Annotated in this window: 26 protein-coding genes and 1 pseudogene; 11 read left to right on the plus strand and 16 right to left on the minus strand. The window is 68.7% G+C overall.

The features are described 5' to 3' along the window. A pseudogene (locus ACFE6Z_RS15530) lies at nucleotides 1–328 on the minus strand (ATP-dependent helicase); the annotation flags it as partial. Nucleotides 329–790: 462 nt separating this feature from the next. Between ACFE6Z_RS15530 and ACFE6Z_RS15535 the strand changes: the two are divergent. Then, nucleotides 791–1888, plus strand: coding sequence for a DUF998 domain-containing protein (locus ACFE6Z_RS15535; RefSeq protein WP_375386609.1), 1098 nt, complete (start codon nucleotides 791–793; stop codon nucleotides 1886–1888). Nucleotides 1889–1890: 2 nt separating this feature from the next. Here ACFE6Z_RS15535 and ACFE6Z_RS15540 read toward each other — a convergent pair whose 3' ends face one another. The 5 genes from ACFE6Z_RS15540 to ACFE6Z_RS15560 all read right to left on the minus strand — a co-directional run bounded on the left by ACFE6Z_RS15540 (nucleotide 1891) and on the right by ACFE6Z_RS15560 (nucleotide 7497). Then, nucleotides 1891–5193, minus strand: coding sequence for an efflux RND transporter permease subunit (locus ACFE6Z_RS15540; protein ID WP_375386610.1), 3303 nt, complete (start codon nucleotides 5191–5193; stop codon nucleotides 1891–1893). A gap of 113 nt (nucleotides 5194–5306) precedes the next feature. Then, nucleotides 5307–5681: a fluoride efflux transporter FluC gene (locus ACFE6Z_RS15545; protein WP_375386611.1), complete on the minus strand. Its 375-nt coding sequence runs from the start codon at nucleotides 5679–5681 to the stop codon at nucleotides 5307–5309. Continuing rightward, nucleotides 5678–6097: a fluoride efflux transporter FluC gene (locus ACFE6Z_RS15550; protein WP_375386612.1), complete on the minus strand. Its 420-nt coding sequence runs from the start codon at nucleotides 6095–6097 to the stop codon at nucleotides 5678–5680. The genes ACFE6Z_RS15545 and ACFE6Z_RS15550 overlap by 4 nt, the downstream gene beginning before the upstream one ends. A 137-nt stretch (nucleotides 6098–6234) precedes the next feature. Continuing rightward, a complete protein-coding gene (locus tag ACFE6Z_RS15555; protein ID WP_375386613.1) occupies nucleotides 6235–7209 on the minus strand; it encodes a DNA topoisomerase IB in 975 nt (324 codons plus the stop codon). Nucleotides 7210–7212: 3 nt separating this feature from the next. After that, nucleotides 7213–7497, minus strand: a complete 285-nt coding sequence (locus tag ACFE6Z_RS15560; protein ID WP_375386614.1) for a Rho termination factor N-terminal domain-containing protein — start codon at nucleotides 7495–7497, stop codon at nucleotides 7213–7215. Nucleotides 7498–7740: 243 nt separating this feature from the next. Here ACFE6Z_RS15560 and ACFE6Z_RS15565 point away from each other — a divergent pair, with 243 nt between their 5' ends. Further along, nucleotides 7741–7905, plus strand: coding sequence for a hypothetical protein (locus ACFE6Z_RS15565; protein WP_375386615.1), 165 nt, complete (start codon nucleotides 7741–7743; stop codon nucleotides 7903–7905). Between the two features lie 63 nt (nucleotides 7906–7968). Here the strand turns inward: ACFE6Z_RS15565 and ACFE6Z_RS15570 are convergent, their stop codons facing one another. Further along, entirely contained in the window at nucleotides 7969–8727 is a 759-nt protein-coding gene (locus ACFE6Z_RS15570) for a MerR family transcriptional regulator (RefSeq protein ID WP_375386616.1), read from the minus strand. A 154-nt stretch (nucleotides 8728–8881) separates the two neighbouring features. On the opposite strand from ACFE6Z_RS15570, the gene ACFE6Z_RS15575 reads away from it, so the two are divergent. Both ACFE6Z_RS15575 and ACFE6Z_RS15580 read left to right on the plus strand, forming a co-directional pair. Further along, nucleotides 8882–9835 carry a DUF4097 family beta strand repeat-containing protein gene (locus ACFE6Z_RS15575; protein WP_375386617.1) on the plus strand — a complete coding sequence of 318 codons (954 nt, stop codon included), beginning with the start codon at nucleotides 8882–8884 and terminating at the stop codon, nucleotides 9833–9835. Next, on the plus strand, nucleotides 9832–10443 hold the full coding sequence (locus tag ACFE6Z_RS15580; RefSeq protein WP_375386618.1) for a PadR family transcriptional regulator: 612 nt from the start codon (nucleotides 9832–9834) through the stop codon (nucleotides 10441–10443). Before ACFE6Z_RS15575 ends, ACFE6Z_RS15580 begins: the two co-directional genes overlap by 4 nt. Nucleotides 10444–10575: 132 nt before the next feature. Here the strand turns inward: ACFE6Z_RS15580 and ACFE6Z_RS15585 are convergent, their stop codons facing one another. Then, nucleotides 10576–11127, minus strand: a complete 552-nt coding sequence (locus ACFE6Z_RS15585; protein WP_375386619.1) for a universal stress protein — start codon at nucleotides 11125–11127, stop codon at nucleotides 10576–10578. Nucleotides 11128–11278: 151 nt separating this feature from the next. Between ACFE6Z_RS15585 and ACFE6Z_RS15590 the strand changes: the two genes are divergently transcribed. Next, entirely contained in the window at nucleotides 11279–11458 is a 180-nt protein-coding gene (locus tag ACFE6Z_RS15590) for a DUF3073 domain-containing protein (RefSeq protein ID WP_375386620.1), read from the plus strand. Nucleotides 11459–11489: 31 nt separating this feature from the next. Here ACFE6Z_RS15590 and ACFE6Z_RS15595 read toward each other — a convergent pair whose 3' ends face one another. Then, nucleotides 11490–12731 (minus strand): MFS transporter, encoded by a 1242-nt coding sequence (locus ACFE6Z_RS15595; RefSeq protein ID WP_375386621.1) that lies wholly within the window; start codon nucleotides 12729–12731, stop codon nucleotides 11490–11492. Between the two features lie 81 nt (nucleotides 12732–12812). Between ACFE6Z_RS15595 and ACFE6Z_RS15600 the strand changes: the two genes are divergently transcribed. Together ACFE6Z_RS15600 and ACFE6Z_RS15605 are read left to right on the plus strand one after the other, a co-directional pair. Next, nucleotides 12813–13160, plus strand: coding sequence for a LysR family transcriptional regulator (locus tag ACFE6Z_RS15600; RefSeq protein ID WP_375386622.1), 348 nt, complete (start codon nucleotides 12813–12815; stop codon nucleotides 13158–13160). 137 nt (nucleotides 13161–13297) lie between these two features. Beyond that, nucleotides 13298–13816: a flavodoxin family protein gene (locus tag ACFE6Z_RS15605; RefSeq protein ID WP_375386623.1), complete on the plus strand. Its 519-nt coding sequence runs from the start codon at nucleotides 13298–13300 to the stop codon at nucleotides 13814–13816. A 35-nt stretch (nucleotides 13817–13851) separates the two neighbouring features. Here ACFE6Z_RS15605 and ACFE6Z_RS15610 read toward each other — a convergent pair whose 3' ends face one another. Continuing rightward, nucleotides 13852–14124, minus strand: coding sequence for a hypothetical protein (locus ACFE6Z_RS15610; protein WP_375386624.1), 273 nt, complete (start codon nucleotides 14122–14124; stop codon nucleotides 13852–13854). A gap of 221 nt (nucleotides 14125–14345) precedes the next feature. Here ACFE6Z_RS15610 and ACFE6Z_RS15615 point away from each other — a divergent pair, with 221 nt between their 5' ends. Then, nucleotides 14346–15278, plus strand: coding sequence for a cytochrome c oxidase assembly protein (locus ACFE6Z_RS15615; protein ID WP_375386625.1), 933 nt, complete (start codon nucleotides 14346–14348; stop codon nucleotides 15276–15278). Nucleotides 15279–15306: 28 nt separating this feature from the next. On the opposite strand, the gene purF is transcribed toward ACFE6Z_RS15615, so the two are convergent. Both purF and purM read right to left on the minus strand, forming a co-directional pair. Continuing rightward, nucleotides 15307–16767 (minus strand): amidophosphoribosyltransferase, encoded by a 1461-nt coding sequence (gene purF / locus ACFE6Z_RS15620; protein ID WP_375386626.1) that lies wholly within the window; start codon nucleotides 16765–16767, stop codon nucleotides 15307–15309. An 8-nt stretch (nucleotides 16768–16775) separates the two neighbouring features. Next, on the minus strand, nucleotides 16776–17930 hold the full coding sequence (purM, locus tag ACFE6Z_RS15625) for a phosphoribosylformylglycinamidine cyclo-ligase (protein ID WP_375386627.1): 1155 nt from the start codon (nucleotides 17928–17930) through the stop codon (nucleotides 16776–16778). Nucleotides 17931–18035: 105 nt separating this feature from the next. On the opposite strand from purM, the gene ACFE6Z_RS15630 reads away from it, so the two are divergent. Continuing rightward, complete coding sequence (locus ACFE6Z_RS15630; protein ID WP_375386628.1) at nucleotides 18036–18647, plus strand: zinc-binding alcohol dehydrogenase; 612 nt, start codon at nucleotides 18036–18038, stop codon at nucleotides 18645–18647. 9 nt (nucleotides 18648–18656) lie between these two features. Here the strand turns inward: ACFE6Z_RS15630 and ACFE6Z_RS15635 are convergent, their stop codons facing one another. Further along, nucleotides 18657–19022, minus strand: a complete 366-nt coding sequence (locus ACFE6Z_RS15635) for a potassium transporter Trk (protein WP_375386629.1) — start codon at nucleotides 19020–19022, stop codon at nucleotides 18657–18659. Between the two features lie 35 nt (nucleotides 19023–19057). Further along, the gene (locus ACFE6Z_RS15640) at nucleotides 19058–19426 is read right to left on the minus strand and encodes a sterol carrier family protein (RefSeq protein WP_375386630.1); all 369 of its coding nucleotides are present in this window, start codon (nucleotides 19424–19426) and stop codon (nucleotides 19058–19060) included. A 255-nt stretch (nucleotides 19427–19681) separates the two neighbouring features. Between ACFE6Z_RS15640 and purD the strand changes: the two genes are divergently transcribed. After that, complete coding sequence (purD, locus tag ACFE6Z_RS15645; RefSeq protein ID WP_375386631.1) at nucleotides 19682–20953, plus strand: phosphoribosylamine--glycine ligase; 1272 nt, start codon at nucleotides 19682–19684, stop codon at nucleotides 20951–20953. A 30-nt stretch (nucleotides 20954–20983) separates the two neighbouring features. Here the strand turns inward: purD and ACFE6Z_RS15650 are convergent, their stop codons facing one another. Together ACFE6Z_RS15650 and ACFE6Z_RS15655 are read right to left on the minus strand one after the other, a co-directional pair. Continuing rightward, the gene (locus ACFE6Z_RS15650) at nucleotides 20984–22540 is read right to left on the minus strand and encodes an MFS transporter (protein WP_375386632.1); all 1557 of its coding nucleotides are present in this window, start codon (nucleotides 22538–22540) and stop codon (nucleotides 20984–20986) included. Continuing rightward, complete coding sequence (locus tag ACFE6Z_RS15655; RefSeq protein ID WP_375386633.1) at nucleotides 22537–23169, minus strand: PadR family transcriptional regulator; 633 nt, start codon at nucleotides 23167–23169, stop codon at nucleotides 22537–22539. Before ACFE6Z_RS15655 ends, ACFE6Z_RS15650 begins: the two co-directional genes overlap by 4 nt. A 102-nt stretch (nucleotides 23170–23271) precedes the next feature. Here ACFE6Z_RS15655 and ACFE6Z_RS15660 point away from each other — a divergent pair, with 102 nt between their 5' ends. Then, nucleotides 23272–24192 carry a phosphoribosylaminoimidazolesuccinocarboxamide synthase gene (locus ACFE6Z_RS15660; protein ID WP_375386634.1) on the plus strand — a complete coding sequence of 307 codons (921 nt, stop codon included), beginning with the start codon at nucleotides 23272–23274 and terminating at the stop codon, nucleotides 24190–24192. Nucleotides 24193–24210: the final 18 nt, after the last annotated feature.

The raw sequence follows: 24210 nt of genomic DNA on the forward strand, positions 1-24210 counted from the left end.
GCGGGGGGCGGCTGTCGTACGAACGGGCAGGACGCGAGTCGTTCGAACGCGCCGGGCGGTCCGAGTAGGGGCGTTCGTCACGCGACGAGCGGATGCTGCGCGATTCGTCGCGGCCGGCTCGCTGTGTGGCGCTCCAGCGCGCCTTCGGCGCCGCGGCGCCTTCTTCGGGCGCGCGGAATCCGCGGTGGCCTGCGCTCCGGCTGCCGGCCTTGGGTGCTCCGGTCGCCGGGCGGTGCTGACGATCCTGGAACGAGGTCTTCTTCTCGCCGTAGCGCGGCTCGAAGTTCTTGGCCGGTCGTCCTCCGGCGGGCTTCTTGCTCTTGGGCATTTCGTGTCTTCCTGGGTTGTCTCGATGCGAGAACAGCACTCCAGAGCGCTCCGCGACATGCGGAACTGCTGCCGCGCTCGCGCGGCGTGCTTCTTCAGGCAGAAGCGGGAGTAACCCGGACACTGTCGGCCGGGGGCCATTCACTGGATGGTCGTCGGGATGGATTCATCCCCACCATCGGCCCCTTGGACTCACAAACCCATCCGCGATCCATCGCGGTGTCCAGAGCCGACTGGCTTCAGGCTAGCGCACTCGCCTGCGCCGACGCTGAGAGCAGCAAACCGACCCGGGTTTTGTTTTCAGCTTCCAGGGGTTTACGCCTAGTAACGTTGCCAGGGTACGATCAGCCCAACGAGTCGACTGGGAACGGCTGCCGAAATGCGCTCCCGACCGTGGGAATGGCGGCGACGTCCTGGGGCCCTCGGTTGGGTTGCTCTCCGAAGCGAATCCAGCGGGCCCTACATGACCATACTTGAAATTCTGACCCCCTCGCCGACGACGATCGACCTGTCGCGTGCCGGCACGAGGGTGCGCAGCGTCCTTTCGAGCCAGAGCGCACGACGCGCGGCCACGCAGAAGCAGCTCGCCCGCGCGAGCCCCACTCACCGGGTCGCCGCGATCATGATCTTCATCATGATCGGCATCCTCATCGCGATGCTCACCACCCCCGACCCCCTCTGGTGGCAGCTGCACTTCAGCGAGCTGGGCACGTTCGAGGCGTTCTCGAGCTACGTCTTCAACGGCACTCTCATCCTCACCGGCGCCTCCATCGTCGCCTTTGCGCGCTATTTCCGCCACGAACTGATCAAGCACGTCGCGCGCTCGGGTTCGTGGCGCGGCTCACCGCGGGTCGTCTCGACCCTGTTCGGTTCGCTCGGCCTGCACCTCGCCTTCGTCGGCGGCGTCCCAGTGAACACCGTGACCTTCATCCACGACCGTGGCGCACAGGGCATGGTCTTCTCGTTCCTCGCGATCCTGATCGTCGTGCCGTCGTTGCTTCGGGGACTCGGCCGCGCGCTCGCCGCGATCACCTTCCCCGCGATCGTCCTGCTCGTCGGCGGCGGAGTCTCGATGGTCATGGGCATCATCAACCTCGCCTTCTACGAGCTTCTCGGCTTCGCAGTCATGTTCACTTGGGTGCTCTTGTTCGTCGCATGCCTCGGTCGGCATGAAACCAATCACGCTCGTGCCGAGCTCGCCGCTCCGCGCCCTGCTGCTCCGCGCCCTGCGACTCCGCACATCGCGCCTTCACGCCGACGTCGGGCATCCACGCAGCGTCGAGCACAGCTGCGCACCGCCGACCGTCAGTTCACGTTCGTCTCGGCTCACGAGGGAATCCTCTGGGCGCGCGACAATGTCGGGTGTCCGACGGTGCTCGGCCGTTCTTCACTTCCCTGGACGTATTCCGCCGGCGCGCAGCCCGTTCGGAACTTCGCTCCGGATGCAGCGCCCTACGTCATCGAGACGGCTCAGCGCAGCATGGCTCCCCGCCGGCTGGTGCGCCGTGTGCGCACGACAGCTGCCGGCCCGGCGCGTCAACACGCCGGACCCAGCGACTGACCTCAGTCTTCGGATCGATGCGGCTCGTCGGGATCTGACGAGTCGACCGGCTCGGACGGATCCACCGGCTCGACAGGCGCCTCATCACCGGGAGCCTCGGCGGCAGGAGCCTCGCCCGCCTCGCGCTCGCGGCGCTCACGACGCGTCTCGAATCCTCCGGCGCCGGCAGTGCCGGCCAGAGCGAGCTCGGGCTCTCGGACTCGTGCCGAGCCACCGGCATCCGTCTGACCCTTCCGCGCGCGCCTGCGCTCGCGCGCACCTTCGACGAGGTTGTAGAGCGTCGGCAGCACGACGAGCGTGAGGATCGTCGATGAGATCAGGCCGCCGATCACGACGATCGCGAGCGGCTGCGAGATGAACCCGCCATGCCCGGTGATGCCCAGCGCCATCGGGGTGAGGGCGAAGATCGTGGCGAGGGCCGTCATCAGGATGGGGCGGAGTCGGCGGGAACCTCCGGCGACCACCGCATCGTGAGCGGTCATCCCCTTGATCCGGTACTGATTCACGAGGTCGACGAGCACGATCGCGTTCGTCACGACGATGCCGATCAGCATCAGGACGCCGATCAGCGATGCGACACCGAGGGGCACGCCCGTGATGATCTGCAACAGGATCGCGCCGGTCGCGGCGAACGGCACCGAGATGAGCAGCAGCAGCGGCTGGCGGAGTGACTTGAAGGTCGCGACCATCACGATGTAGACGATCAGGATCGCCGCCAGCAGCGCGAGTCCGAGCTGCTGGAACGCGTCCTGCTGGCTGGTCACGACTCCGCCGACGGAGGCGCTCGCGCCGGTGGGCAGTTCTACCGTCTTCAGCGCGGCGTTGACCGAGGCCGACGCCTCGTTCAGGTTGTCGGTCGCGGGGGTCACTGTCACGGTCGACGTGCGCTCGCCGCGCTGGGTCGTGATCGTCGTCGGGCCTTCGCTCTGCGTGACGTTCGCGATGGTCTGCAGCTCGATCGGTCCGGTCGCCGACGGGACGGTCAGCTGCTTGAGCTGATCGATCGTCGCCGGGGTCTGCGAGGCCGCGAGATACACGGTGAGTCCCGTGCCGTTGATCTCGACGGTGCCGATCTGCTTCGGCTGCATCGTGTTCGACACGAGCGCGCCCACGGTGACCTCCGACAAGCCGAGCGAGGCCGCCTTGTCGCGGTCGACCTCCACGGCGATGTACGGCAGGGATGCCGCGAGGTTGCTCGTGACCTGTCCGATGCCCGGCTGTCCGGTGACGGATGTGACGACAGCATCCGTCGCCGTCTGGAGAGTCGTCTGATCGGGGGCGGTGACATCCACCGCGACGTCGGTCGACCCGAACCCGCCACCGCCGCCCGCGACCGTGAAGGTGCCCGCGTTCTGCAGCTCGCCGACGGCGGTCTGCACCTCTTCGCGCAGGGCGACCTGATCGACACCGGAGTCGGTCGAGATCGAGTACGTGATGCCCGAGCCGCCGCCGGAGAACGCGTCGCGCAGCGCCGACCCACTCGAGCCGATCGACACCTGGACGGTCTTGATACCGTCGATGCCGAGCAGCACGTCTTCGACCTGCTGCGAGGCCTGGTCTTCGGCGTCCAGGCTCGGCGCGGGGCCGATGTCCTGCGTCATGGTGAACGTGTTCTGCCCCGAGTCACCGAGGAAGTTGGTCTTCATGAGCGGAGCCACGGCCACGGTGCCGGCGAGCACCAGCACCGCGAGGAGCAGCGTCACCCACGAGTGCTTGAGCGTCCAGTGCAGGATCGGGAGGTACCCGCGCTGCAGGCGGGTGGGCGGGGCCGCCGCAGACTCGGGGTCGATCTCGTTGCCGTCGGCGTCGAGCAGCGGCTTGCCGGGGCGCAGGAACCAGTAGGCCAGCACCGGCACGATCGTGAGGGCGACGAACAGCGAGGCGACCATCGCGATCGTCACGGTGAGCGCGAACGGCCGGAACAGCTCGCCGGTCACATCGCCGACGAACGCGATCGGGAGGAACACCGCGACGGTCGTGATCGTCGACGCGGTGACCGCGGATGCCACTTCCTTGACGGCGCGCAGGATCGAGGCCATCTTGTCGGCCTTGCCGACATAGTGGCGTTTGATGTTCTCGATCACGACGATCGAGTCATCCACCACTCGTCCGATCGCGATCGTGAGCGCCCCGAGCGTCAGGATGTTCAGCGAGTATCCGAACGCCTGGATGCCGATGAAGGTGATGAGCACGCTCGTGGGAATCGAGATCGCCGTCACGAGCGTCGAGCGCACCGAGCCCAGGAAGATCAGGATGATGATGACCGCGAACAGCAGGCCGAGCAGCCCCTCCTGAGCGAGCGAATCGATCGACTGCTGGATGTAGGGAGCCTGGTCGAATACGACGGTGAAGGTGGCTCCGCCGAGGGAGTCTTCGATCCCGGGGAGCGCGGCGGTCACGCCCTTGGAGACGTCGACCGTATTGGCGGAGGGCAGCTTCGTGATCGCGATGGTCAGGGCGGGTTCGCCGTCGACCCGCGAGATGGTGGTCACCGGATCGGTGGCTTCCGCGACGGTCGCGACCGAGGCGATCGTCGTCGTCCCGGCCGCGAACTGCGCGGGGGTCGACGGCACGAGCGGAAGCGCCGCCAGCTCGTCGATGCTCGTGATCTTCAGACCGGTCTGCACCGTGAGGGTCTGGTCGTTCTCGGTGATGCTCCCGCCCGGGAAGAGCACGCCGTTCTGATCGAGCGCGTCGGTGATCGCCTTCTGGGTGTAACCGGCGGCCGCGAGCTTCGCCGGATCCGGCGTGATCGTCACCCGTGAGCCCTGGCCGCCGACGATCTGGGCGTCGTTGACACCGTCGACTTCCTTCAGGTCCGGGATGGCGGAGTTCTCCAGCTGCTGCTGGATCGCCGCCTGATCCGTATAGCCGGTGACGGCGACCTGGATGACGGGGAAGTCATCGAAACTCGCCGAGATGACGTTGGGCTCCACGCCGCTGGGCAGCGTGGATTTGATGCGGTTGATCGCCTGAGTGAGCTTCTGCTCGGCGGTCGCGAGATCGGTGCCGTAGACGAAGGAGACCTGCACGATCGAGGCGTTCGTCGTGCTCGTCGAGCTGCTGGACTCGAGCCCCGCCACACCCTGGATCGCATTCTCGATGGGCGTCGACACATCGTTGGAGACGACCTCGGGCGAGGCACCGGGGTAGGTCGAGACGATCGCGAGCTGGGGGAACTCGATCGACGGGATGAGCTCCTGCTTGAGGCTCGTCAGGGCGATTCCGCCGAAGATCGCGACCACGATCGTGACGAGGGCGATGAGAGCGCGGTTGCGCAGGCTCAGGACGGCAAGATTGGACACGGATCGGCCTTCTGGGCGGAGAGCTGCAGAGTCGCGCGAACAGGGACGGTCCGGCGCGGATACGGAGATGTATCGGATGCCAGTATCCCATGGTCATTCCTGACCTTTTGCTGTCATCCCATGCGCAGCGCGGTGGTCGCGGCGACCCCGATTCCGGCGGCGATGATGCACGCGATCGCGGTGCCGAGCTCATTGGCCCAGAACACGCGCGCGTCGCGCTTCTCGCCGAGGAGCCACGTCTCCACGGCGACGGTCGAGAAGGTCGTGTAGCCGCCCAAGAGGCCGACGCCGAAGATCCAGGAGAGTTCGGATGCCGGTGCCGCCCCCGTCAAGAGCCCCAGGGCGAGCGAACCCGAGACGTTCACGACGAAGATGCCCCATGGGAAGCGTCCTCGCGCGATCGACGCCACCCCGACATCGACCGCATACCGGAGCCCGGCACCCACACCGCCGGCGACCACGGCGAGCAGGAACGTGAGCGGGCTCATTCCGCCTCCTCCGGCGCATCGTCGGCGGCGGAGCGGTGGGCGAGCCTGCGTCCGACCCACAGTCCGAGACCGGCAGCCGCGATGCCCGCGACGAGCGAGAAGGCCCCGAGCAGTGCGGCGAGCCAGGGGGCGGTCGGGGCCAGGGTCGCGACCTGCACGGCGAACGCGGAGTACGTCGTGAAGCCGCCGAGGATGCCGGTGCCGAGGAACGCACGCGCGGAGGGATGCTGCGTCCCGAGCACTCCGACGACGACGCCCAGCGCGCACGCGCCCACGATGTTGATCGCCGCGGTGACGACGGGAACGGCGGCGATGTCGATCGGCCACACGAGTGCCGCGCGGGCGGCGACTCCGAGCATGCCGCCGAGAACGACGAGTCCCAGGATGCGCCACGAGAACACGGGGGTCGAAGTCACGGCTACACGTTAGCCCTCGTAGCGCGGTCCCCGGCGGAGATCTCGATACGCTCGCAAGCTCGCTACTCGATCACCGCAGGGGGCTCGCACGCTCGCTACTCGATCACCGCAGGCGGGCTCGCAAGCTCGCTACTCGATCACCGCGGGCCGGCGCCGGCGAGCAACGCGCGGATCGCGTTGTCGCGCGATCCGTCGAGCGACAGCATCCGTCCTTCGCGGTAGCGCTGGAAGACCCGCGGGTCGATGTACGAGCTGCGGGCGACCGCCGGGGTGTTGCCGAGGCCCTGGGCTGTGGCGGCCACGGCGAGCACCTCGGCGCGGGCGCGATCCTTCTTCGAATCGACCGGCCCGATCCGTGCGAGCGCCTCGGCGGCGAGCACCGTGCCTCTGAGCGTCCGGAAGTCCTTCGCCGTGAACGCGCCGCCCGTCACGGTCCGGAGGTACTCGTTGATGTCACCCGCGCTCAGCGCGACGCGCTTGCGTCCACGCCGAGGCGAGAGAAGCGGGGCACCCGGGCGCCCGCCGACCAGTTCGCCGACGGCGGCGGCAAGATCGGCGTCGTCGACCTTCAGAAGCGCCCGCTTGCCGCTCTTGGCGGGGAACGAGAGGGTGACGACCGATCCTTCTACCGAGGCATCCCGTCGTTGCAGCGTCGAGAGTCCGCGGCTTCCGTTGGCCTTCAGGTAGGCGGTCGAGCCGACTCGCGGCGCCGCCTGATCGAGCAGCCGGAAGGCGACCGCGAGCACCCGCCGGCGGGTGAGCCCTTCCGACCGGAGGTCTTGCGTCACCCGGGCGCGGGCACGGGGGAGCGCCTCGGCGAGAGCGAGAGCGCGGGCGAACTTGCCCTTGTCGCGGCGCGCGCTCCATTGCGGGTGGTAGAGGTACTGCTTGCGCCCCGCAGCATCGGTGCCGACGACCTGGATGTGACCGTCCGGGCGGGCGCTGATCCACACCTGCGACCACGCGGGAGGGATGACCAGGGCGCGGATGCGCTCCCGGTCCTTCTTGGGCGCCTCCCGCCCCCGCGGGGTCACGAAGCGCACATCTTTGCCGACCCTGACACGGGTGTACCCGGGGTCGATGAACGGGACGACCCGTCTGAGGCGCGGCATCCGCTAATGATTACGGAGCATCGAGATGAGCTCGGACTTCTTCTTGCCGGAGTATCCGGTGATACCGAGCTCTTTCGCGCGAGCGCGGAGCTTGGGCACCGTCCAGTCGTCGTAGTCGCCCGACGTGCCGCCGCGCTTTCCGACGGCCTTGCTCCCGTCACGGGCGACCGCGTTCGAGATGCGCGCCGCCTTCTCCTTCGAGTCGCCCTGGTCACGCAGCTCTTCGTAGAGGTCGGGATTCTTCAGGCTGTTCGACCCTCGTCCGCGTGACCCTTTCCCCTTGGGCATGATGCTCCTCCCTCCGCGCCGGGTGCGGCGCACCGCCGACGTTAGAACCGGATCGCCTCGGCCGTAGCGGTCTTGACAGCGGCGATCGAGGCGGGTATCCCCGATCCGCCGGATAGCACCGTGCGCGTCACGTCGTCAAGCCCATACCCCCACGCCTCGGGCAGTGGCACAGTCCTTGCGTGCCCACGAGGCGCCCGCGTGCAAAACCCCCTTGTACGCGGCTTTGGAGAAGGAGATCCTCCCATGAACATTGCCCTGATCATCATCATCGTCGTCGCAATCGTCCTCGCGATCGTCGGCGGTCTCAGCTCCGCGCTCAACTGGCTGCTGTGGGTCGCCCTCATCGTCGGGGTCATTGCGCTCATCGCGTTCCTGTTCCGCGTGATCAGCGGACGTAACCGCGCGTAGCCCCCCATACACGCAGAAGGATGCCGCGGCCCGTTCGGGCCGCGGCATCCTTCTGTCTTTCACCTAGAGGTTCGCGCCGGCGTAGGCGCGGAGTGCGTCGCGGACGAAGGTCGCACCCGTCTCGCCGCCGTAGTTGGCGCCGAAGCGCGGGTCGGCGACATACATCTCGCCGAGGCCGATGACGTAGGCCTTCACGTCACCACCGGGGACGGATGCCGGCGTCCCGGGGATGCCGGTCAGCCAGTCCACGTGCCGCTTCGCGAGCGCTTGCGCCTCGACGGCGTCGGGCGCGATACCGCGCTCGGCCGCGTCACGCCAGGCGGCGTGGAGGTCGGTGACACGCTGCTGCCACGCCTCCTTCTCGTCGGCGGACATGTCGCGCCACCACGCATCGCTCCGGGCGTACGCATCCTTCCCCCAGCGCTCCTGCACCTCCCCCTTGTACCGGGTGTGGTCGAAGCCGTCGAACATGTTCTCTGCCATGAGTCGTTCACCTCCTCTCAATGCCTCCATGGTCGATTCGACCGACGCGATCTGGCGCGCCAGCCTGTCGTTCTCCTGATGCAGCCACGCGAGATGGCTGGTCAGGGCGTCCTCCTGGGTGGTCTCACGATCGAGCACGTCGGCGATCTGCGGCAGCCCGAGGCCGAGCTCGCGCAGCAGCAGGATCCGCTGCAGTCTCACCAGCGCCTCGCCGTCGTAGCGGCGATATCCGTTCGCCCCGATGCCGGACGGGGCGAGCAGGCCGATGTCGTCGTAGTGCCGCAGCGTGCGGCTCGTCGTGCCGGCGAGCCTCGCAACTTCTTGGATGGACCAGTCCATCGGGCTCCTCCCTGTCGTCCACCACGCTAAACGTTGACGCTGCGTCAAGGTCAAGTACCAGCATCCGACTCATCGTTGACAAACTCGCGATATATCGTGTTAGTCTCTTCATACGCGATATATCGCGAGTAGACCTCTAGCGACAGGAGCAGTCATGACCCTTGAGAAGTGGATCATCCACCCGGGCGAGACGCGCGTCATCGACATCGAAGACGTGCGCAAGCTCAAGGTCGGCCTCATCGGCGGACAGATCGACGTCATCGCCCACGACGAGCCGGGCGCGCGCATCGAGGTGCACGGCGTCACGATCAAAGATCTTCGGATCGAGGTGACCGGCGACGTGGTCGAGATCGACCACCCGCAGCTGCGGTGGGACAACTTCCTCGAGGTGTTCCGCAACTTCGGCTCGGGCGGCCCGAAGGCCGAGATCAGCGTGGCCGTTCCCCGTGCGGTAGCCCTCACGCTCGGTGTGGTCAGCGCGAGCGCCCTGGTCTCGGGCATCCGCAACGACGCGAAGCTCAACACCGTCTCGGGCGACATCATCGTCGACGGGCTCATCGGCGACCTCAGCGTCAACGCGGTCTCGGGCGACGTCCAGGCGCGCCAGGTCGTCGGTGGCCTGAGCGCGAACTCGGTGTCGGGCGATGTCGCTGTGACCGGCGAGCTGCGCAAGGCGACGATCGACACCGTCTCGGGCGCCATGCTCGTCGATTCGACCGGACCGGTCAGCTCCGTCGCTCTGAACACGGTGAGCGGCAACATCACGATCCGGCTCGATGAGGGGCACCCGGCCAACTACGTCATGCGCAGTGTGAGCGGGCGCGTGCAGGTCGACGGCGTCGTGCGCACGCGCACCTCCGGCGGCCCGACCACGAACTTCTCCGGGTCGGTGGGCGAGCTCAGCGGCTCGTTCGTCGATGTGCGCGCGAACTCGGTGTCGGGCGACGTCACGGTGCTGCGTCGAGGAGTGGAAGCTGCATCCGCCGACCGCGTCGAGCTGGCCGTGGGCGATCCGGCCGTGGGTGCCGCTCCCCAGGGCGAGCACGTCGAATCCGGCGACTTCGGCGCCGGCTTCGCGAGCGGATTCGGCACGGAGGAGCGGTCGTGAGCCCCGTCTTCTCGCACGGCGACCTGCGCCTGTACCTGCTGAGCCTGCTCGACGAGGGGCCGCGGCACGGCTACGACATCATGACGGCGCTGTCGGATCGCACGGGCGGCACTTACACGCCGAGTGCGGGCACGATCTATCCGCGTTTGGCGAAGCTCGAAGAAGAGGGTCTGGTCACCAAGACCGTCGACGGCCGCAAGACCGTCTACGAGATCACCGATGCCGGGCGCGCCGAGGTGGCCTCGCGCAGCGGCGACCTCGAAGGAATCGAAGCCGGGCTGACCGACAGCATCCGACTCATCGCCGATGAAGTGCGCGGCAGCGTGCGCGATGCCATGAAGAGCCTGCGGGCCGATCTGGCGGCGGCGTCGCGCGAGGAGCACGCGAACACCCCCCAGAGCGGCTCGGAGGACGAGTCGCCGCGCATCGCCAGCCGCGAGCAACTCTCGCGTGCCGATACGGCGGTGAGCGAGTTCCGTGCCCGCGTGCGAGCCGACATGCGCACGTACGTCGCGCGCGGCGGTGTGCTGGAGGCATCCGTGGTCGATTCCCTGACAACGGCGCTCGACACCGCGGGTCGCGAGCTCACGCGGGCGCTCCGCGGCTGAACCTCCCCCGCAATGCACCCTCGGCGTTCGCAATGCACCCTCGGCGTTCGCAATGCACCCTCGGCGTTCGCAATGCACCCTGGGCGAGCGCAATGCACCCTCGGCGAGGGTGCATTGCGGGTGCGCGGCGGCTCAGACCTGGTCGGGCCAGATGTCTTGATCGTCTGGCACCGGCTCGCCGAGCGGAACGACCAGGATCGGCCGCGGCTGCCGGTGCGCGAGCCGCGCCGCGACCGCGCCGGTGAAGAACTCGCGGATGGATTCGCCGAGACCCCGCCTGCGGGTGCCCACGACGAGCAGCTTCGCGTCGATCTCATCGGCAAGATGCTTGATGGCCAGCGCCGGGTCGCCGATCAGCTGACGGGCGCTCCAGTCGATGCCGTGCCCATCGAGCACGGCAGCAGCGGCCGCCTTCACGTCGGAGAACTCGCCCTCGCCGACCGCGAGGGTGACGTCGATCGGCGTTGCGTGCACGTAGCCGTCGGGGTCTTCGTACGTCACGAACCGCGTCACGTCGACGTAGACGACGAGGAGCGGCGCGCCGAGCAGCCGCGCATAGCGCGCCGCTTCCTTGAGAACCCGAGTGGGCTGATCGGGGATGACGCCGACGATCACCGCGCCGTGCGCCGGGTCGGGAGCGGGAGTCTGCTCACCATCGAGCGGGATGGATGCCTCTTGCGACATGCCTGCAACGGCCCTTCTGCATCGGCACCCGCGCAACCGGTCGCGGGGATGCTCCGTGATATCCTGAATTCTACTCTTACCGGCTTCGGGCCGGTTTTCGTGAATGCGGCGGGCATGCAGAGCCCGCATCTCAGAAATGAGGGGGTCTCGCATGGGTCGTGGCCGTCAAAAGGCAAAGCACACCAAGATCGCCCGTGAACTCAAGTCGTACAGTCCGACCGTGAACTACGGCGCACTGGAGCGCGAACTGCACCCCACGGGTGACGGCGACCTCTACGTCGACAAGTGGTCCGACGAGTACGAAGACGAGCTCGAGGACGAAAAGGCCTGAGCCCTTCGCGACGCTCGCCCGCCTCGCTGACTCACCACGCGCCGTACCTGCGCTCCCACTCGTCTTCGACGGTGCGCGGCCGCGAGATGACGATGCCGCTCGGAATCGCTGAGGCGAAGACGAGCATCAGCAGGATCAGCGGCGCGCTCCACGATCCGGTAGCGCTGTGGAGGATCCCGAACGAGACCGGGAAGATCGCCGCGATCGCATAGCCGAAGCTCTGCGTGAAGCCGCTGAGAGCTACGGACGCCTCGTGCGTGCGTGTGCGCAGGCTCAGCAGAACCAGCACCAGCGGGAACAGCAGCGGCACCGTTCCGATCAGCACGACCCACAGCCACGTCGCGGTTGCCAGGGCCCACAACAGCCCCGCAGCACCGGCCAGGCCAGAGGCGACGGCCAGAGCGACGAGCGGTCGCACGAGCCGGTAGCGCGCGACGAGCATCGGCACGATCAGGGAGCAGGGCAGCCCGATCAGTGCGAACAGCGAGAGGAGCGCGCCCGCGGTGGCAGGCGTGACACCGGCCGTGTCGATGAGGATCGTAGGCAGCCAAGCGAAGCACGAATACGCGGTGATGCTCGACACCGCCATGAGACCGGTCGTCGCCCACGCGAGCGGAAGGCGCCACATCCTGCCGAATACACGGGGATTCGGCACCTCGACGGCGTCCGTCTCAGCGTCGCCCGCTGTCGCCGCACCGCGCCGGACCAGCAGAGCGATCCACGGCACGATGCCGGCGACGGCGAAGACCGCCCACATCCCCAGCGAGATGCGCCAGCCGGCTGAGTCGGCGACGGGCACCGCGACCAGCGGAGGTACGAACGTCGCGATCGCCATCGTCGTCGTGTAGACGGTCGTCATGAGCCCGATGCGATCGGGGAAGTACGTCTTCACCAGCGGAGGGAGCGTGACATTGCCGACGCCGACCGCGGCGAAGATCAGGGTCGTCGCGAGCAGCAGCGACACCGAATCCCACGCGAGCATCCGCACCACGAGCCCGACGGCGACGACGGCGGTCGCGACGAGCGCGAGCCGCTCGAGGCCGAACCGACGCTCGAGCTGCGGAGTCAGCAGCCCGAATATCGCGTAGCAGACGGGGGGCGCGGTGCCGATGAGGCCGATCACGCCGGGCGACATCGGGAAATCGGCGGTGATGTGGTCGATCACGGGAGACAGGGATGCCACGGCCACGCGCAGCGCGAACGCGTACAGCACGATGCCCACCAGGGCGAGTGCCCTGCCCTGCCACAGTGCGCGAATCGATTCGGACGGCACCGACCCAGCCTAGACGCCGGGCCATGGACGGCCTCGGGGTCTGAACGCGCCTATCGTGAGGAGGAAGACGAAAGGGCGCTCGTGAACACCACTCTGCTTGTGCGCTTCGTCGCGGTGGCGGGGGAGCTGCACTTCCCCCGCGCCGCCCAGAGCCTCGGCATCCCCCTGGCTTCGCTCTACTCGTCGATCGACAAGCTCGAGGAAGAGGTCGGGCAGCAACTGCTCACACGTGGCGACGGTCCGACCCGGCTGACCCCGGCCGGAGCGCTCCTGCTCGCCGATGCGGAGCAGGAGCTCGCCGCGGCACCTCCCCCACCGCCGAAACCCACCGTCCCGGCCGGCGGGAAGGCGAAGGCATCGAAGGGCAAAGGTCGGGCGCCCGCTGTGAAAGGGCAGCCCAAGCCGTTCAAGAAGCGCCAGGGGCGCTGACGGCCGGAGGCCTCGAACTCCTGATGCGACGGCCGTGCAGCGGCCGAGCCACACGACCGGGCTCTGGCTCTGCACCGTCATCGGGCTTATGGTTGCGACAGGTCCGCTCGCCGCCGATCGTCACGAACGGGGAGGAGATGCGTGCACTTGTGGTCTATGAAAGCCTGTGGGGCAACACCGAAAAGGTCGCCCGCGCGATCGCCGATGCGCTCTCCTCCCGGGGAGCCGTCGACATCTTCGATACGGATGCTGCGCCATCGACGACCGACGGATACGACCTCCTCGTGGTCGGCGCACCCACTCACGCGTTCTCGATGTCACGCCCGTCGACGAGGGCGGATGCCGTGGCATCCCACTCCGCCCCCCACGAACCGGTCAAGGGCGTCCGGGAGTGGGTGGGCGGGCTCCATCGACCGACAGCGGACACTCCGACCCTGGTCTTCGACACGCAAGTCGACGAGCCTCGGCTTCCCGGATCCGCGGCGAAGGCCGCGCGCCATCAACTGCACGACCTCGGCTTCGACACCACGGTGATGCAGCAGACGTTCAGAGTCCATGGATACGCAGGCCCGCTCCTCTACGGCGAGGTCGAACGTGCCATCGCGTGGATCTCGAAGAATGTCGCCGCCGACGGCGCGCACCCACGCGCCGCGTAGCCCGGTCAAATCTCGTCTATTCAGATCGCGTCTACTCAGATCTCGTTTGCGCGCGGGCCACGCACCGCCCAGCCGACGCGTTCGAGCGCATCCGAGAGGCGGATGGCCGCGACGCGCGCGACCTCGATCGAGGCATCCGAGCACACATCGATCGCGACCGGCGGAGGATCGGCGAAACGCGGGATCTGCACTTCTGCCCATGCGTTCGGCCCGACGGGCACGCGCGGAAACGCCGTTCCGGCGTTCTGCACCGCGCCGTCCGAGACGAAGGCGATGACCTCCAGGGCGTCGAGCTTCGTGATGGGCATGTCGACGACGAGAGTCACCACGAAAGGTGCGCTCGCGGTATCCCTGCCCCCAAGACTCACGGCATGAAGGTAACACCACTCCCCGCCTCTACGGTGAGAACGTCGCAAACGGAGCGGGCGAGGGAGCGGAGCGGTCATGAGCACGATCAGCGCAGCCGACTTCCGGCGGTGGCACGCGTAGCAGGCGGGAGGGTGGCACCGCTCAGCCGATTCATCGACGGATGAGCGAGCCTTCACGCGTGGATGCGCTGTTGAGCCCCTGGGCGCCGAGCGTGGTGGGCCTAGGCCTGCCGGTTCTCGCCGCAATCGCGTATGCGGTGAGCGTGGCGATCGCGCGGGGCCGCGGCATCCCCTGGCCCGTCTGGCGCGTCGCGATCTGGATGGTGACCTGCGCGCTGGCCGCGTGGACCTTCGCCGGCCCCCCGCAGGCCCTCCGCGATGTGAACCCATGGATGGACGGCGTCTCGATCGGCATGTCTGCCGCCGTTCTGCCGCTCGGTGTCGCGCTGGGCGATCCGGTGAAGCTGATCGAACTGCTGCGCGGTCAGCGCATCAGGTGGGCGCGCGGACGGATCGCCCGGGTGGTCATGTTCCCGGGCGTGGCGTCGCTGGTGAGCGCCATCGTGCTGACCTACGCCATCACCTCGCAGTGGTACCAGGCAGCGCTGACCGAGCCGCTGCCCTGGGCGCTGCTGCTGCTCACCGCGTTCGTCACGGGTCTAACGGTGAACCTGCCGATCCTCAGCGACGACCTCATGCCCGAATGGGCCACACCGGCGGTCAAGACGCTCGTGGCCTTCGCGGACGGGCTGTTCGACGCGATTCCAGGGCTCGTGATGATGCTCCTCGTCAACAAGTACTCAGGCGGCGCCCTGCTCGCGATCGCCGAGGTCATCGGAATCCCGATGATCGCGGCCACCGTCGTCATATGGGTGCGCGCCGATGCCCAGGAGCAGCGCGAGATCGATGCCGAGCTGGATGCTCGGGACGCGGTGACCGGTCGTCCGGCCGGCCACGGGTCGATGGAACCGGAGATCGAGACGGGGCGCCCGCAGCCCGCGACGACGCGCACGACCACTGAGCCCAGCCCGGCCGAGGGTCAAGGTCTGTGGTGGCTCGATGACCCCCGCTTCGCCGATCGCTTCCGCGACTGACCATCGTCGGTCACCGCTCGCGATCGGGTCAGGACTCCTGCGAGCCCTCGACCCAGGCCAGGTACTCTTCGCTGACCGTGCCGGTGATGTACCGGCCGTCGAAGCAGCTCATGTCGAGGTCATCGAGGTCGGAGCCCTCGAGGATCGCCGCCTTGAGATCTGCGACCTCCTGATACACGAGGTAGTCGGCGCCGAGCTCTTCGGCGATCTCGGGGATCGTGCGGCCATGCGCGACGAGCTCGTGGCGCGACGGCATGTTGATGCCGTAGACGTGCGGGTAGCGCACGGGCGGAGCGGCGGAGGCGAATGTGACGCTCTTGGCCCCGGCATCCCGCGCCATCTGGATGATCTCTTTGCTGGTGGTGCCGCGCACGATCGAGTCGTCGATCAGCAGGACGTTCTTGCCCTTGAACTCGCTCGACATGGCATTGAGCTTCTGGCGCACGCTCTTCTTGCGCACCGCCTGCCCGGGCATGATGAACGTCCGGCCGATGTAGCGGTTCTTGTAGAACCCCTCGCGGTACTCGAGCCCCAGCTTGCGGGCCACCTGCATCGCGGCCGGCCGCGAAGAGTCGGGGATCGGCATGACCACGTCGATCGAGCCCTCGGGCGTGTACTTCGCGATGGTGTCGGCGAGGCGCTCGCCCATGCGCAGGCGGGCCTCGTACACCGAGACGCCGTTCATCTCGGAGTCGGGGCGGGCGAGGTACACGTACTCGAACGAGCACGGCACGAGCATCGGGTTCTTCGCGCACTGCTTCGTGTGGAGGTGCCCGTCGAGGTCGATGAAGACCGCCTCGCCCGGCATGACGTCGCGGACGATGTCGAACCCGGCGTTCTCGAGGACGAGGGATTCGGATGCCACGATCCACTCGTACCCGCCCTCGGGCGCGTGCCTCGTACCGAGGATCAGGGGCCGGATGCCGAACGGATCGCGGAACGCGAGGAGGCCGTAGCCCGCGATCAGCGCAATGGCCGCGTACGAGCCCTCGACCCGCCCGTGGACGCGCGCAACCGCCTGGAAGACCTGCTCGGGGTCGAGCTCGAGCCCCGCGATCTCGGACTGGAGCTCGTTGGCGAGGACGTTGACGAGAAGCTCGGTGTCGGAAGTGGTGTTCAGATGCCGGCGGTCGGTGTGGAACAGCTCATCGGTCAGCTCGCGGGTGTTGGTGAGGTTGCCGTTGTGCACCAGCACGATGCCGTAGGGCGCGTTGACGTAAAACGGCTGCGCCTCCTCCTCGTTGGCAGCGGTGCCCTGGGTCGCGTAGCGGACGTGCCCCAGGCCGATCTCGCCGAGGAGCGCGCGCATGTCGCGCGTGCGGAACGCCTCGCGCACCTGGCCCTTGGCCTTGGCGAGGTGGAACGTGCCGTTGGACTCGGCCGTGGCGATGCCCGTCGAGTCCTGCCCTCGGTGCTGGAGGAGCAGGAGCGCGTCGTAGATCTCCTGGTTGACGGGCCCACGGCCCACCATGCCGACGATTCCGCACATGGATGCGTCTAGCTCCCGTCCGCGAAGGCCCCGACGAGTCGGACGGCACCTCCGTCGACCCCCTTGGCACCCTGCTCGAAGTCTCCTGCGGGCCGGTCGCCGCCGTTCACGGTGCCGACCCGCCACGCGGCGATGCCGTCGGCGGCGAGGGCGGCCACGGCTGCATCGGCCACGGCGGGCGAAACGACGGCGATGAACCCGATGCCGAGGTTCCAGGTGCCCTCGGTGCTGCCGAGATCGAGATCGCCGAGGTCGGCGAGCACGCGGAACACCGGCGGCGGCGACCACGTCGAGCGGTCGACCTCGACCCACGTCTGCTGCGGGAGAACGCGGGCAAGATTGGCCGCGATGCCACCGCCGGTCACATGACTCAGGGCATGCACGCTGCGCTCGTCGCCGTCGAGGTCGCCGTGGAACTCGCCGTCCAGGGCCGAGATCAGGCGCAGCAGCGGAGCGGTGTAGAGACGAGTGGGCTCCAGCAGCGCCTCGCCCCACGTCGTGCCGGGCGCACCGAGGTCGGGAGCACGGTCGCCGTACCCGATGCCGGAGCCGGCGACGATGTGGCGGACCAGCGAGTACCCGTTCGAGTGCAGGCCGCTCGATGCCAGAGCCAGGACCACATCGGCCTCGCGGACGTGCTGTGCTCCCAGCATCCGATCCGCTTCGACGACGCCGGTCGCGGCACCCGCGACGTCGTAGTCGCCGAGCCCGAGGAGTCCGGGGTGCTCGGCGGTCTCGCCGCCGACGAGGGCGGTGCCCGTCTCGGCGCAGCCGCGCGCGATGCCGGCGACGATGTCGGCGATGCGCTCGGGGTAGACCTTGCCGCACGCGATGTAGTCGGTCATGAAGAGGGGTTTGGCGCCCACCACGGCGATGTCGTCGACGACCATGCCGACCAGGTCGATCCCGATCGTGTCGTGCTTGTCGATCGCCTGGGCGATCGCGACCTTGGTGCCGACGCCGTCGGTGCTCGTCGCCAGCAGGGGCCGGCGGTACGCGCGCAGCGCGCTCGCGTCGAAAAGGCCGGCGAATCCGCCGACACCACCGAGCACCTCGGGGCCATGAGTGCGGCGCACGGCCGACTTCATGAGCTCTACGGCGAGGTCACCGGCAGCCGTATCGACGCCGGCTTCGGTGTAGGGATTGGTGGATGCGGGAGCCACTTGCCCAGCCTACCGGCGGGCGGCGGTGCCGGACGCCGGGCGAAGCCCGCGCCGCTGGCGAAACCAGCCGGGCCGCGCGGCGACCCCGGCCGTACAATAAGCCGCATGGGCGGGACGGGGTCTCCGGAGTGGGTGATCCGCGAGGATGCGGGTCGGCCCGTGCTGCTCGCGCTCTACCTCCGGCAGGTGCTCGGCATCCGCTCGCCCGACGAGCTGCCGCATCTGCGCGGCATCCCCCCGCGCGCGAACGATCGCGCCGAAGCCGATCAGGCCCTCCTCGAACGGCAGTGGCGCGAATACTGGGCCATGACGGTCGAGCCGCAGGCGCACCCGTCGCCTGTGCCGCTGGACCTGGTCGACGGGTTCGAGACGCTCATCGCACTCCCCGCCGACGGTTCGAGCGAACTGCGATCCGCGATCGGGCCCCATGCGGTCGAGGCGCTCGCGTTCTCGCAGTCGGCCTACGAGAGGTATCGGAAGGAAGCCACGGCCAAGCCGGGCGTCTCGTATCGCGCGTACGCGAGTGCGATCGCCGAGCACGAGCGCCAGGTCGGGCGGCGCGCGCACTCGTTCGAACTGAACGTGCAGGTGCTTCCGCTGGCCCAGCGGGGCGTGTGGTGGATCGGGTCGCTCACGATTGCGGTCACCGACGGACTCCGCGGCGACGTGGTCGCGTTCGACGCGGCCATCCATCCGATCATCGCCGAGCTCGCGTAGCTCTGGGCCTCAGATCGCGGTGGTGTGCTCGCGATCGACGACGATCCGGTGCGTGCGGCGGCCGAGCGCCCGATCGAAGATCAGCGCGGCGACGCCGCCGACGAGCACGCCCACGATAGCGCCGATCAGCGCGAGGAAGCCGAACACCTGCCACTGCGCGTAGACGATCGCGGTGTTGGGGCTCTGACTGTCGGTGCCGTGGAATGCGAGCGTGAGGACCAGCGCGACGAACGCCCCGAGCACAGCTCCGAAGAGGAGGAACACCGAGTACTTCGGCGAACGCCGCACGGTGACGAGCTCCTCGTCGACGACGACCGTCGAAGGAACGGATGCTGCAGCATCCCGCTCACCCGCGGGTTCCACGTGATCGGTCATGCCTCCATTGTCGCACCGTCGCCCGGGGGCGGGGCCTACGGCCGCAGCGGCAGGAGGTCGGAGATGTCCGACCGGGTGCCCGAGGCGAGGATGCGGCCTGCGGTCGCCGCGTCTCCCCACTGCTCCGCCCCCGTCGCAAGGGCAATCCATGTCAGGGCGTCGGTCTCGGTGACGTTCGGCGGCGTGCCGCGCGTATGCCGCGGGCCTTCGATCACCTGGACGGCGCCGAACGGCGGCACCCGCACTTCGACCGAGTGCCCCGGTGCCTTCTCGGCGAGCAGCTGCAGGAGGTAGCGCACAGCGGTCGCGAGGTCGGTGCGGGCAGGAGCGGCGGCGGCCGCGGCCGCCGCCGCGACCGCGGCGAGCGCGTCGCGGCCTTCGTCGGTCGAGATCTTCCGCGCCATGCCCTCACCGTACGCCTCGTGCGCGTTTCGCCTCCTCGCTGCGCTCGTCACCCGACGACCGGGGAGTGGCGGGTCGCGCGGTAGGTGTGCCACAACTCCGCCTCAGTTTGTCGCGCGCGGGGGGCGCGCGGCGGCGTTCCGCGGGCTGGCGGAAATCTCCGATCACTCGAGGAGGAGTTGCGGCACGCGCGATACGACACCCCTGTCGCCCGGCGAGCGGAGCGAGACGAAAGGCCCCCCGGATAGGCTGGCCGGGTGAGAATCCTGGTCCTCGGCTCGGGCGCGCGCGAGCACGCCATCATCCTCGCGCTGCAGTCCGAGCACGTCGGCCACGAGCTGTTCGCGGCACCCGGCAACGCCGGCATCGCCCACGATGCGACGCTCGTCGTGCTCGATCCGAACGACCCCGCGGCCGTCGAGACCTACGCGCAGGACGAAGGGATCGACCTCGTCATCATCGGCCCCGAGGCGCCCTTGGTCGCCGGCGTCGCCGATGTGCTGCGGGCACGCGGCATCCCGGTCTTCGGTCCGGGCAGGGCGGCAGCGCAGCTGGAGGGTTCGAAGTCGTTCGCGAAGCGGATCATGGATGCCGCGGGCGTGCCCACCGGCCGCGCCCTGCGCGCCCACACCCGCGCCGAGGTCGAGGCGGCGCTCGACGAGATCGGCGCGCCCTATGTCGTGAAGGCGGACGGGCTGGCCGCCGGGAAAGGCGTGATCGTCACCCCGGATCGCGACGCGGCGCTCGCCCATGCCGACGCGTACCTCGCCGGCGGCGCGATCCTGATCGAGGAGTTCCTCTCCGGCCCCGAGGTGTCGCTCTTCTTCCTGAGCGACGGCGACCGCGTGCTCCCCCTGAGCCCGGCGCAGGACTTCAAGCGCCTCGCAGACGGCGACGCCGGCCCCAACACCGGAGGGATGGGCGCCTACTCGCCGCTCCCCTGGCTCGCCGACCGGTACGGCAGCGAGGCCGAGTTCGTCGACCTCGTCACCCGCGAGATCGCCGAACCGGTCATCCGGCAGCTGGATGCCGAAGGCACGCCGTTCATCGGACTGCTGTACGCGGGCCTGATCCTCACCGACGGCGGCGTCAAGGTCATCGAGTTCAACGCACGCTTCGGCGACCCCGAGACGCAGGTCGTGCTCCCGCGGCTCGTCGACCCGCTCTCGGCGCTGCTGCTGGCGGCAGCGGTCGGGACGCTCGAGGACCACGCGAAGCCGACGTTCTCCGACGCCACGGCCATCACCGTGGTGCTTGCGAGCGAGGGGTATCCCGAAGCGCCGCTGACCGGCCGCACCATCGAAGGACTGGATGCTGCAGCATCCGTCGACGGAGTGCACATCGCGCACGCGGCGACCGCGCGCGGAGGCGATGGCCTGGTTGCCACGGGCGGGCGCGTGCTGAGCGTCGTCGCCGTCGCGGACTCGTTCGGCGAGGCGCGCGAGCGGGCCTACCGAGCCCTCGGGGCCATCGGCCTGGAGGGCGGGCAGTTCCGCACCGATATCGCCGCACGCGTGGCGGCCCCCTGAGCAGATCGCCAGGGCAGCGCGGCGGCGGCGCTACTGCGCGTCGGCAGAAGCCTTCCACTCCGCGTTCGCCGACGCCTGCGTGGGGCGCATGAACATCACCGCGACGATCGCGATCAGCATCACGGCGGCAGGCAGCAGCAGTGTCTGGGCCATTGCCTCCGAGAACCCGTCGACGACCTGCGGCGGCAACTGGCCACCGCCGAATCCGCCCGACGCCGCATCGGCGCCCGGCAGATTCGCGTTCAGGCGCGACTGCATGAACGCGGCGATCGCCGCCGAGCCGATGACCGATCCCACCGTGCGCATCGTGTTGTAGATACCCGAGCCCGCACCGGCCAGCTGCACGGGCAGGTTGCGGTTCGCGGTGGTGGCCAGCGGCCCCCACATCCCGGCGCTTGCGATGCCCGTGAGGGCCGACGGCAGCAGGAACATCCAGATCGGCGTGGACGCGTCCATCAGCGTCGAGTACCAGACGAGCGACAGGGTGTAGAGCACCAGGCCGGGCACGAGGATGACGCGGGGGTCGACGCGATCCAGCAGCCGCCCACTGAGCGGCGAGAGCACGCCCGTGAGCACGGCCATCGGGATCAGCAGGAGCGCCGACTCGGTGGGCGTGAGTCCGCGGGCGAGCTGGATGAAGAACATCAGCGGAAGAGACATGCTGGTGACCGCGAAGCCGACGACCGAGATGCCGATGTTGGAGACCGAGAAGTTGCGGTCGCGGAACAGCACGAGCGGCACGAGCGGTTCGCGCTTGGTGCGGCTCTGCAGCCAGATGAACAGGGCGAGCAGCACGACGCCGGTGATGATCATGCTCCACACCGAGATCGGACCCCAGATCACTCCCCAGTCGTAGGTCTCGCCCTCCTGCAGTCCGAACACGATGAGGAACAGCGCCACGCCGCTCAGCAGCACGCCGGGAATGTCGAAGGTGTGCGCGTGCGTCTCGAGCTTGGGCACGAAGATCATCGCGAGCACGAACCCGATGATGCCGACCGGGATGTTGACGAAGAAGATCCACTCCCAGCCCAGGCCGTCGACCAGCAGGCCGCCGGCGAGCGGGCCGACGAGCGTCGCGACACCCGCGGTCGCCCCCCACAGGCCCATCGCCGCCCCGCGGCGGTTCGGCGGGAACGTACGGGTGATGATCGCCATCGTCTGCGGCGCGAGCAGTGCGGCGCCGAGACCCTGCGCCGCGCGGGCGGCCACCAGCATCCCGAGCGTGGTCGAGAAGCCGCACCACAGCGACGCGAGCGTGAAGACCGTGAGCCCGATGAGGTAGATGTTCTTCGGGCCGAACCGGTCGCCGAGGCGGCCGGTGACCAGCAGCGGCACCGCGTAGGCGAGCAGGTAGGCCGAGGTCACCCACACGACGTTGTCGAGATTGTTGGTGGCCGGGTCGAGCGCCTCTTTGATGGCCGGGTTGGCGACCGAGACGATCGTCGTATCGACCAGGATCATGAAGAATCCGATGACCAGGGCCCACAGGGCCGGCCACGGATTGCGTTCGGTGGTCTTCTTGTCGCGGTCGGCGGATGCTGCGGCCCGCCGCCCGTCGGTTGCTGAACTTGTCGAAGCATCGGTCATTGCCGTGCGGCCTTTCGATCGGTGAGGTAACGCTCGGAGAGCGGGAAGAGTTCGTCCGCGCCCCAGGGGAAGGCGTGCAGTTCGAGGCGGTCGATGAGGGCGTCGGTCCAGCGGAGTTCGACCTCGAGGAGGATCTCGGACCGCTCGATCTCGAGGAGGAACTGCTCGGGGACTCCGCGATCCAGCGCCTTCCGGCGACCGCCGCTGTGCATCAGGTGCTCGCCGGTCAGGTTGGCACGGCGCGCGTGGAGCAGGTCGATGACCTCGGTGCGCTCGAGGTTGTGGGCCTCGGCGAGGGCGATGCGGAATTCCGCGGGGTGGTCGGTGCGAGGCAGCTCGCGGCGCACCCACTCGCCGACCGCGTCACGTCCGTCGGCGGTGAGGGAGTAGGTCGTGCGCTCGGGGCGGTTGCCCTCGCGGTCGACGCCGACCTCGGCGAGCAGTTCGGCCCTGACGAGGCGCCCGACCGTGTGGTACAGCGTGCCGTTCGTGATGGTCACGAGCCGGTCGTCGTGCCGCTGGCGCATGAGCCGCATCATCTCGTAGGGGTGCATGTCGCCCTCGTTCAGCAGAGCGAGCACCATGAGCCCCAGCGGAGTCAGCCGGTCGACGGCGTCTTTCATCGGCATCCAGATGTGTTCGGGGTGGGTTAGTCCACATGGAATATACGACGCTGAGGCGACACTGTCAAAGTTGTTCGGGGGGCCGAGTGCCTCCGCGATAATGGGCGGGTGAGCACCCCCCTCGACCTTCCAGGCTGGCGGCACGTCTACTCGGGCAAGGTGCGCGACCTCTACGTGCCGGCGGGCAGCGGAGACGGCGATCGGATGCTGGTGGTGGCGAGTGATCGCGTGAGCGCGTTCGACCACGTGCTCGAGCCGGGTATCCCCGGCAAGGGCGAGCTGCTCACGACGCTCAGCCTGTGGTGGTTCGACCAGCTGGCGGGCGCCGACGGCGGGGCGCGCATCCCGAACCATCTCGTGGCCGATCACGAGCTCACCGCCGACGACACCGTGCGCGAGCTGATCCCGGCCGAGGTCATCAGCCGCGCGATGCTCGTGCGGAGCCTCGAGATGTACCCGATCGAGTGCGTCGTGCGGGGCTATCTCACCGGCTCGGGGTGGGTCGAGTACCGCGAGAGCGGCACGGTATGCGGCATCCCCCTTCCTGCGGGTCTCGACGACGGCGACCGCCTTCCCGAGCCGCTCTACACCCCTGCCTACAAGGCGCCGATGGGCGAGCACGACGAGAACATCTCGTACGAGCGCACGATCGAGCTGGTGGGTGCGGATGCCGCGGCCGCCCTCCGCGACGCATCGCTCGAGATCTACCGCCGCGCGGCGGCTCTCGCCGAGAAGCACGGGCTGATCCTGGCCGACACGAAGTTCGAGTTCGGCACCGACGACAACGGCACGCTGACCCTCGCCGATGAGGTGCTCACGAGCGACTCGTCACGATATTGGGATGCTGCGGCCTGGGCCGCCGGCACCACTCCGGCCGAGCGCATGGCGAGCTTCGACAAGCAGATCGTGCGCGACTGGCTGGCCGCGCATTGGGATAAACAGGGCACGCCGCCTGCTTTGCCGGCAGAGATCGTGGAGCGCACGGCCGCCCGCTACCTCGAGTTGCTCGAGCGCCTCACCTCGGGCTGAGGGATTCGAGCGCCGCCG

The organism is uncultured Microbacterium sp., assembly GCF_964244775.1.
Taxonomy (GTDB): Bacteria; Actinomycetota; Actinomycetes; order Actinomycetales; family Microbacteriaceae; genus Microbacterium.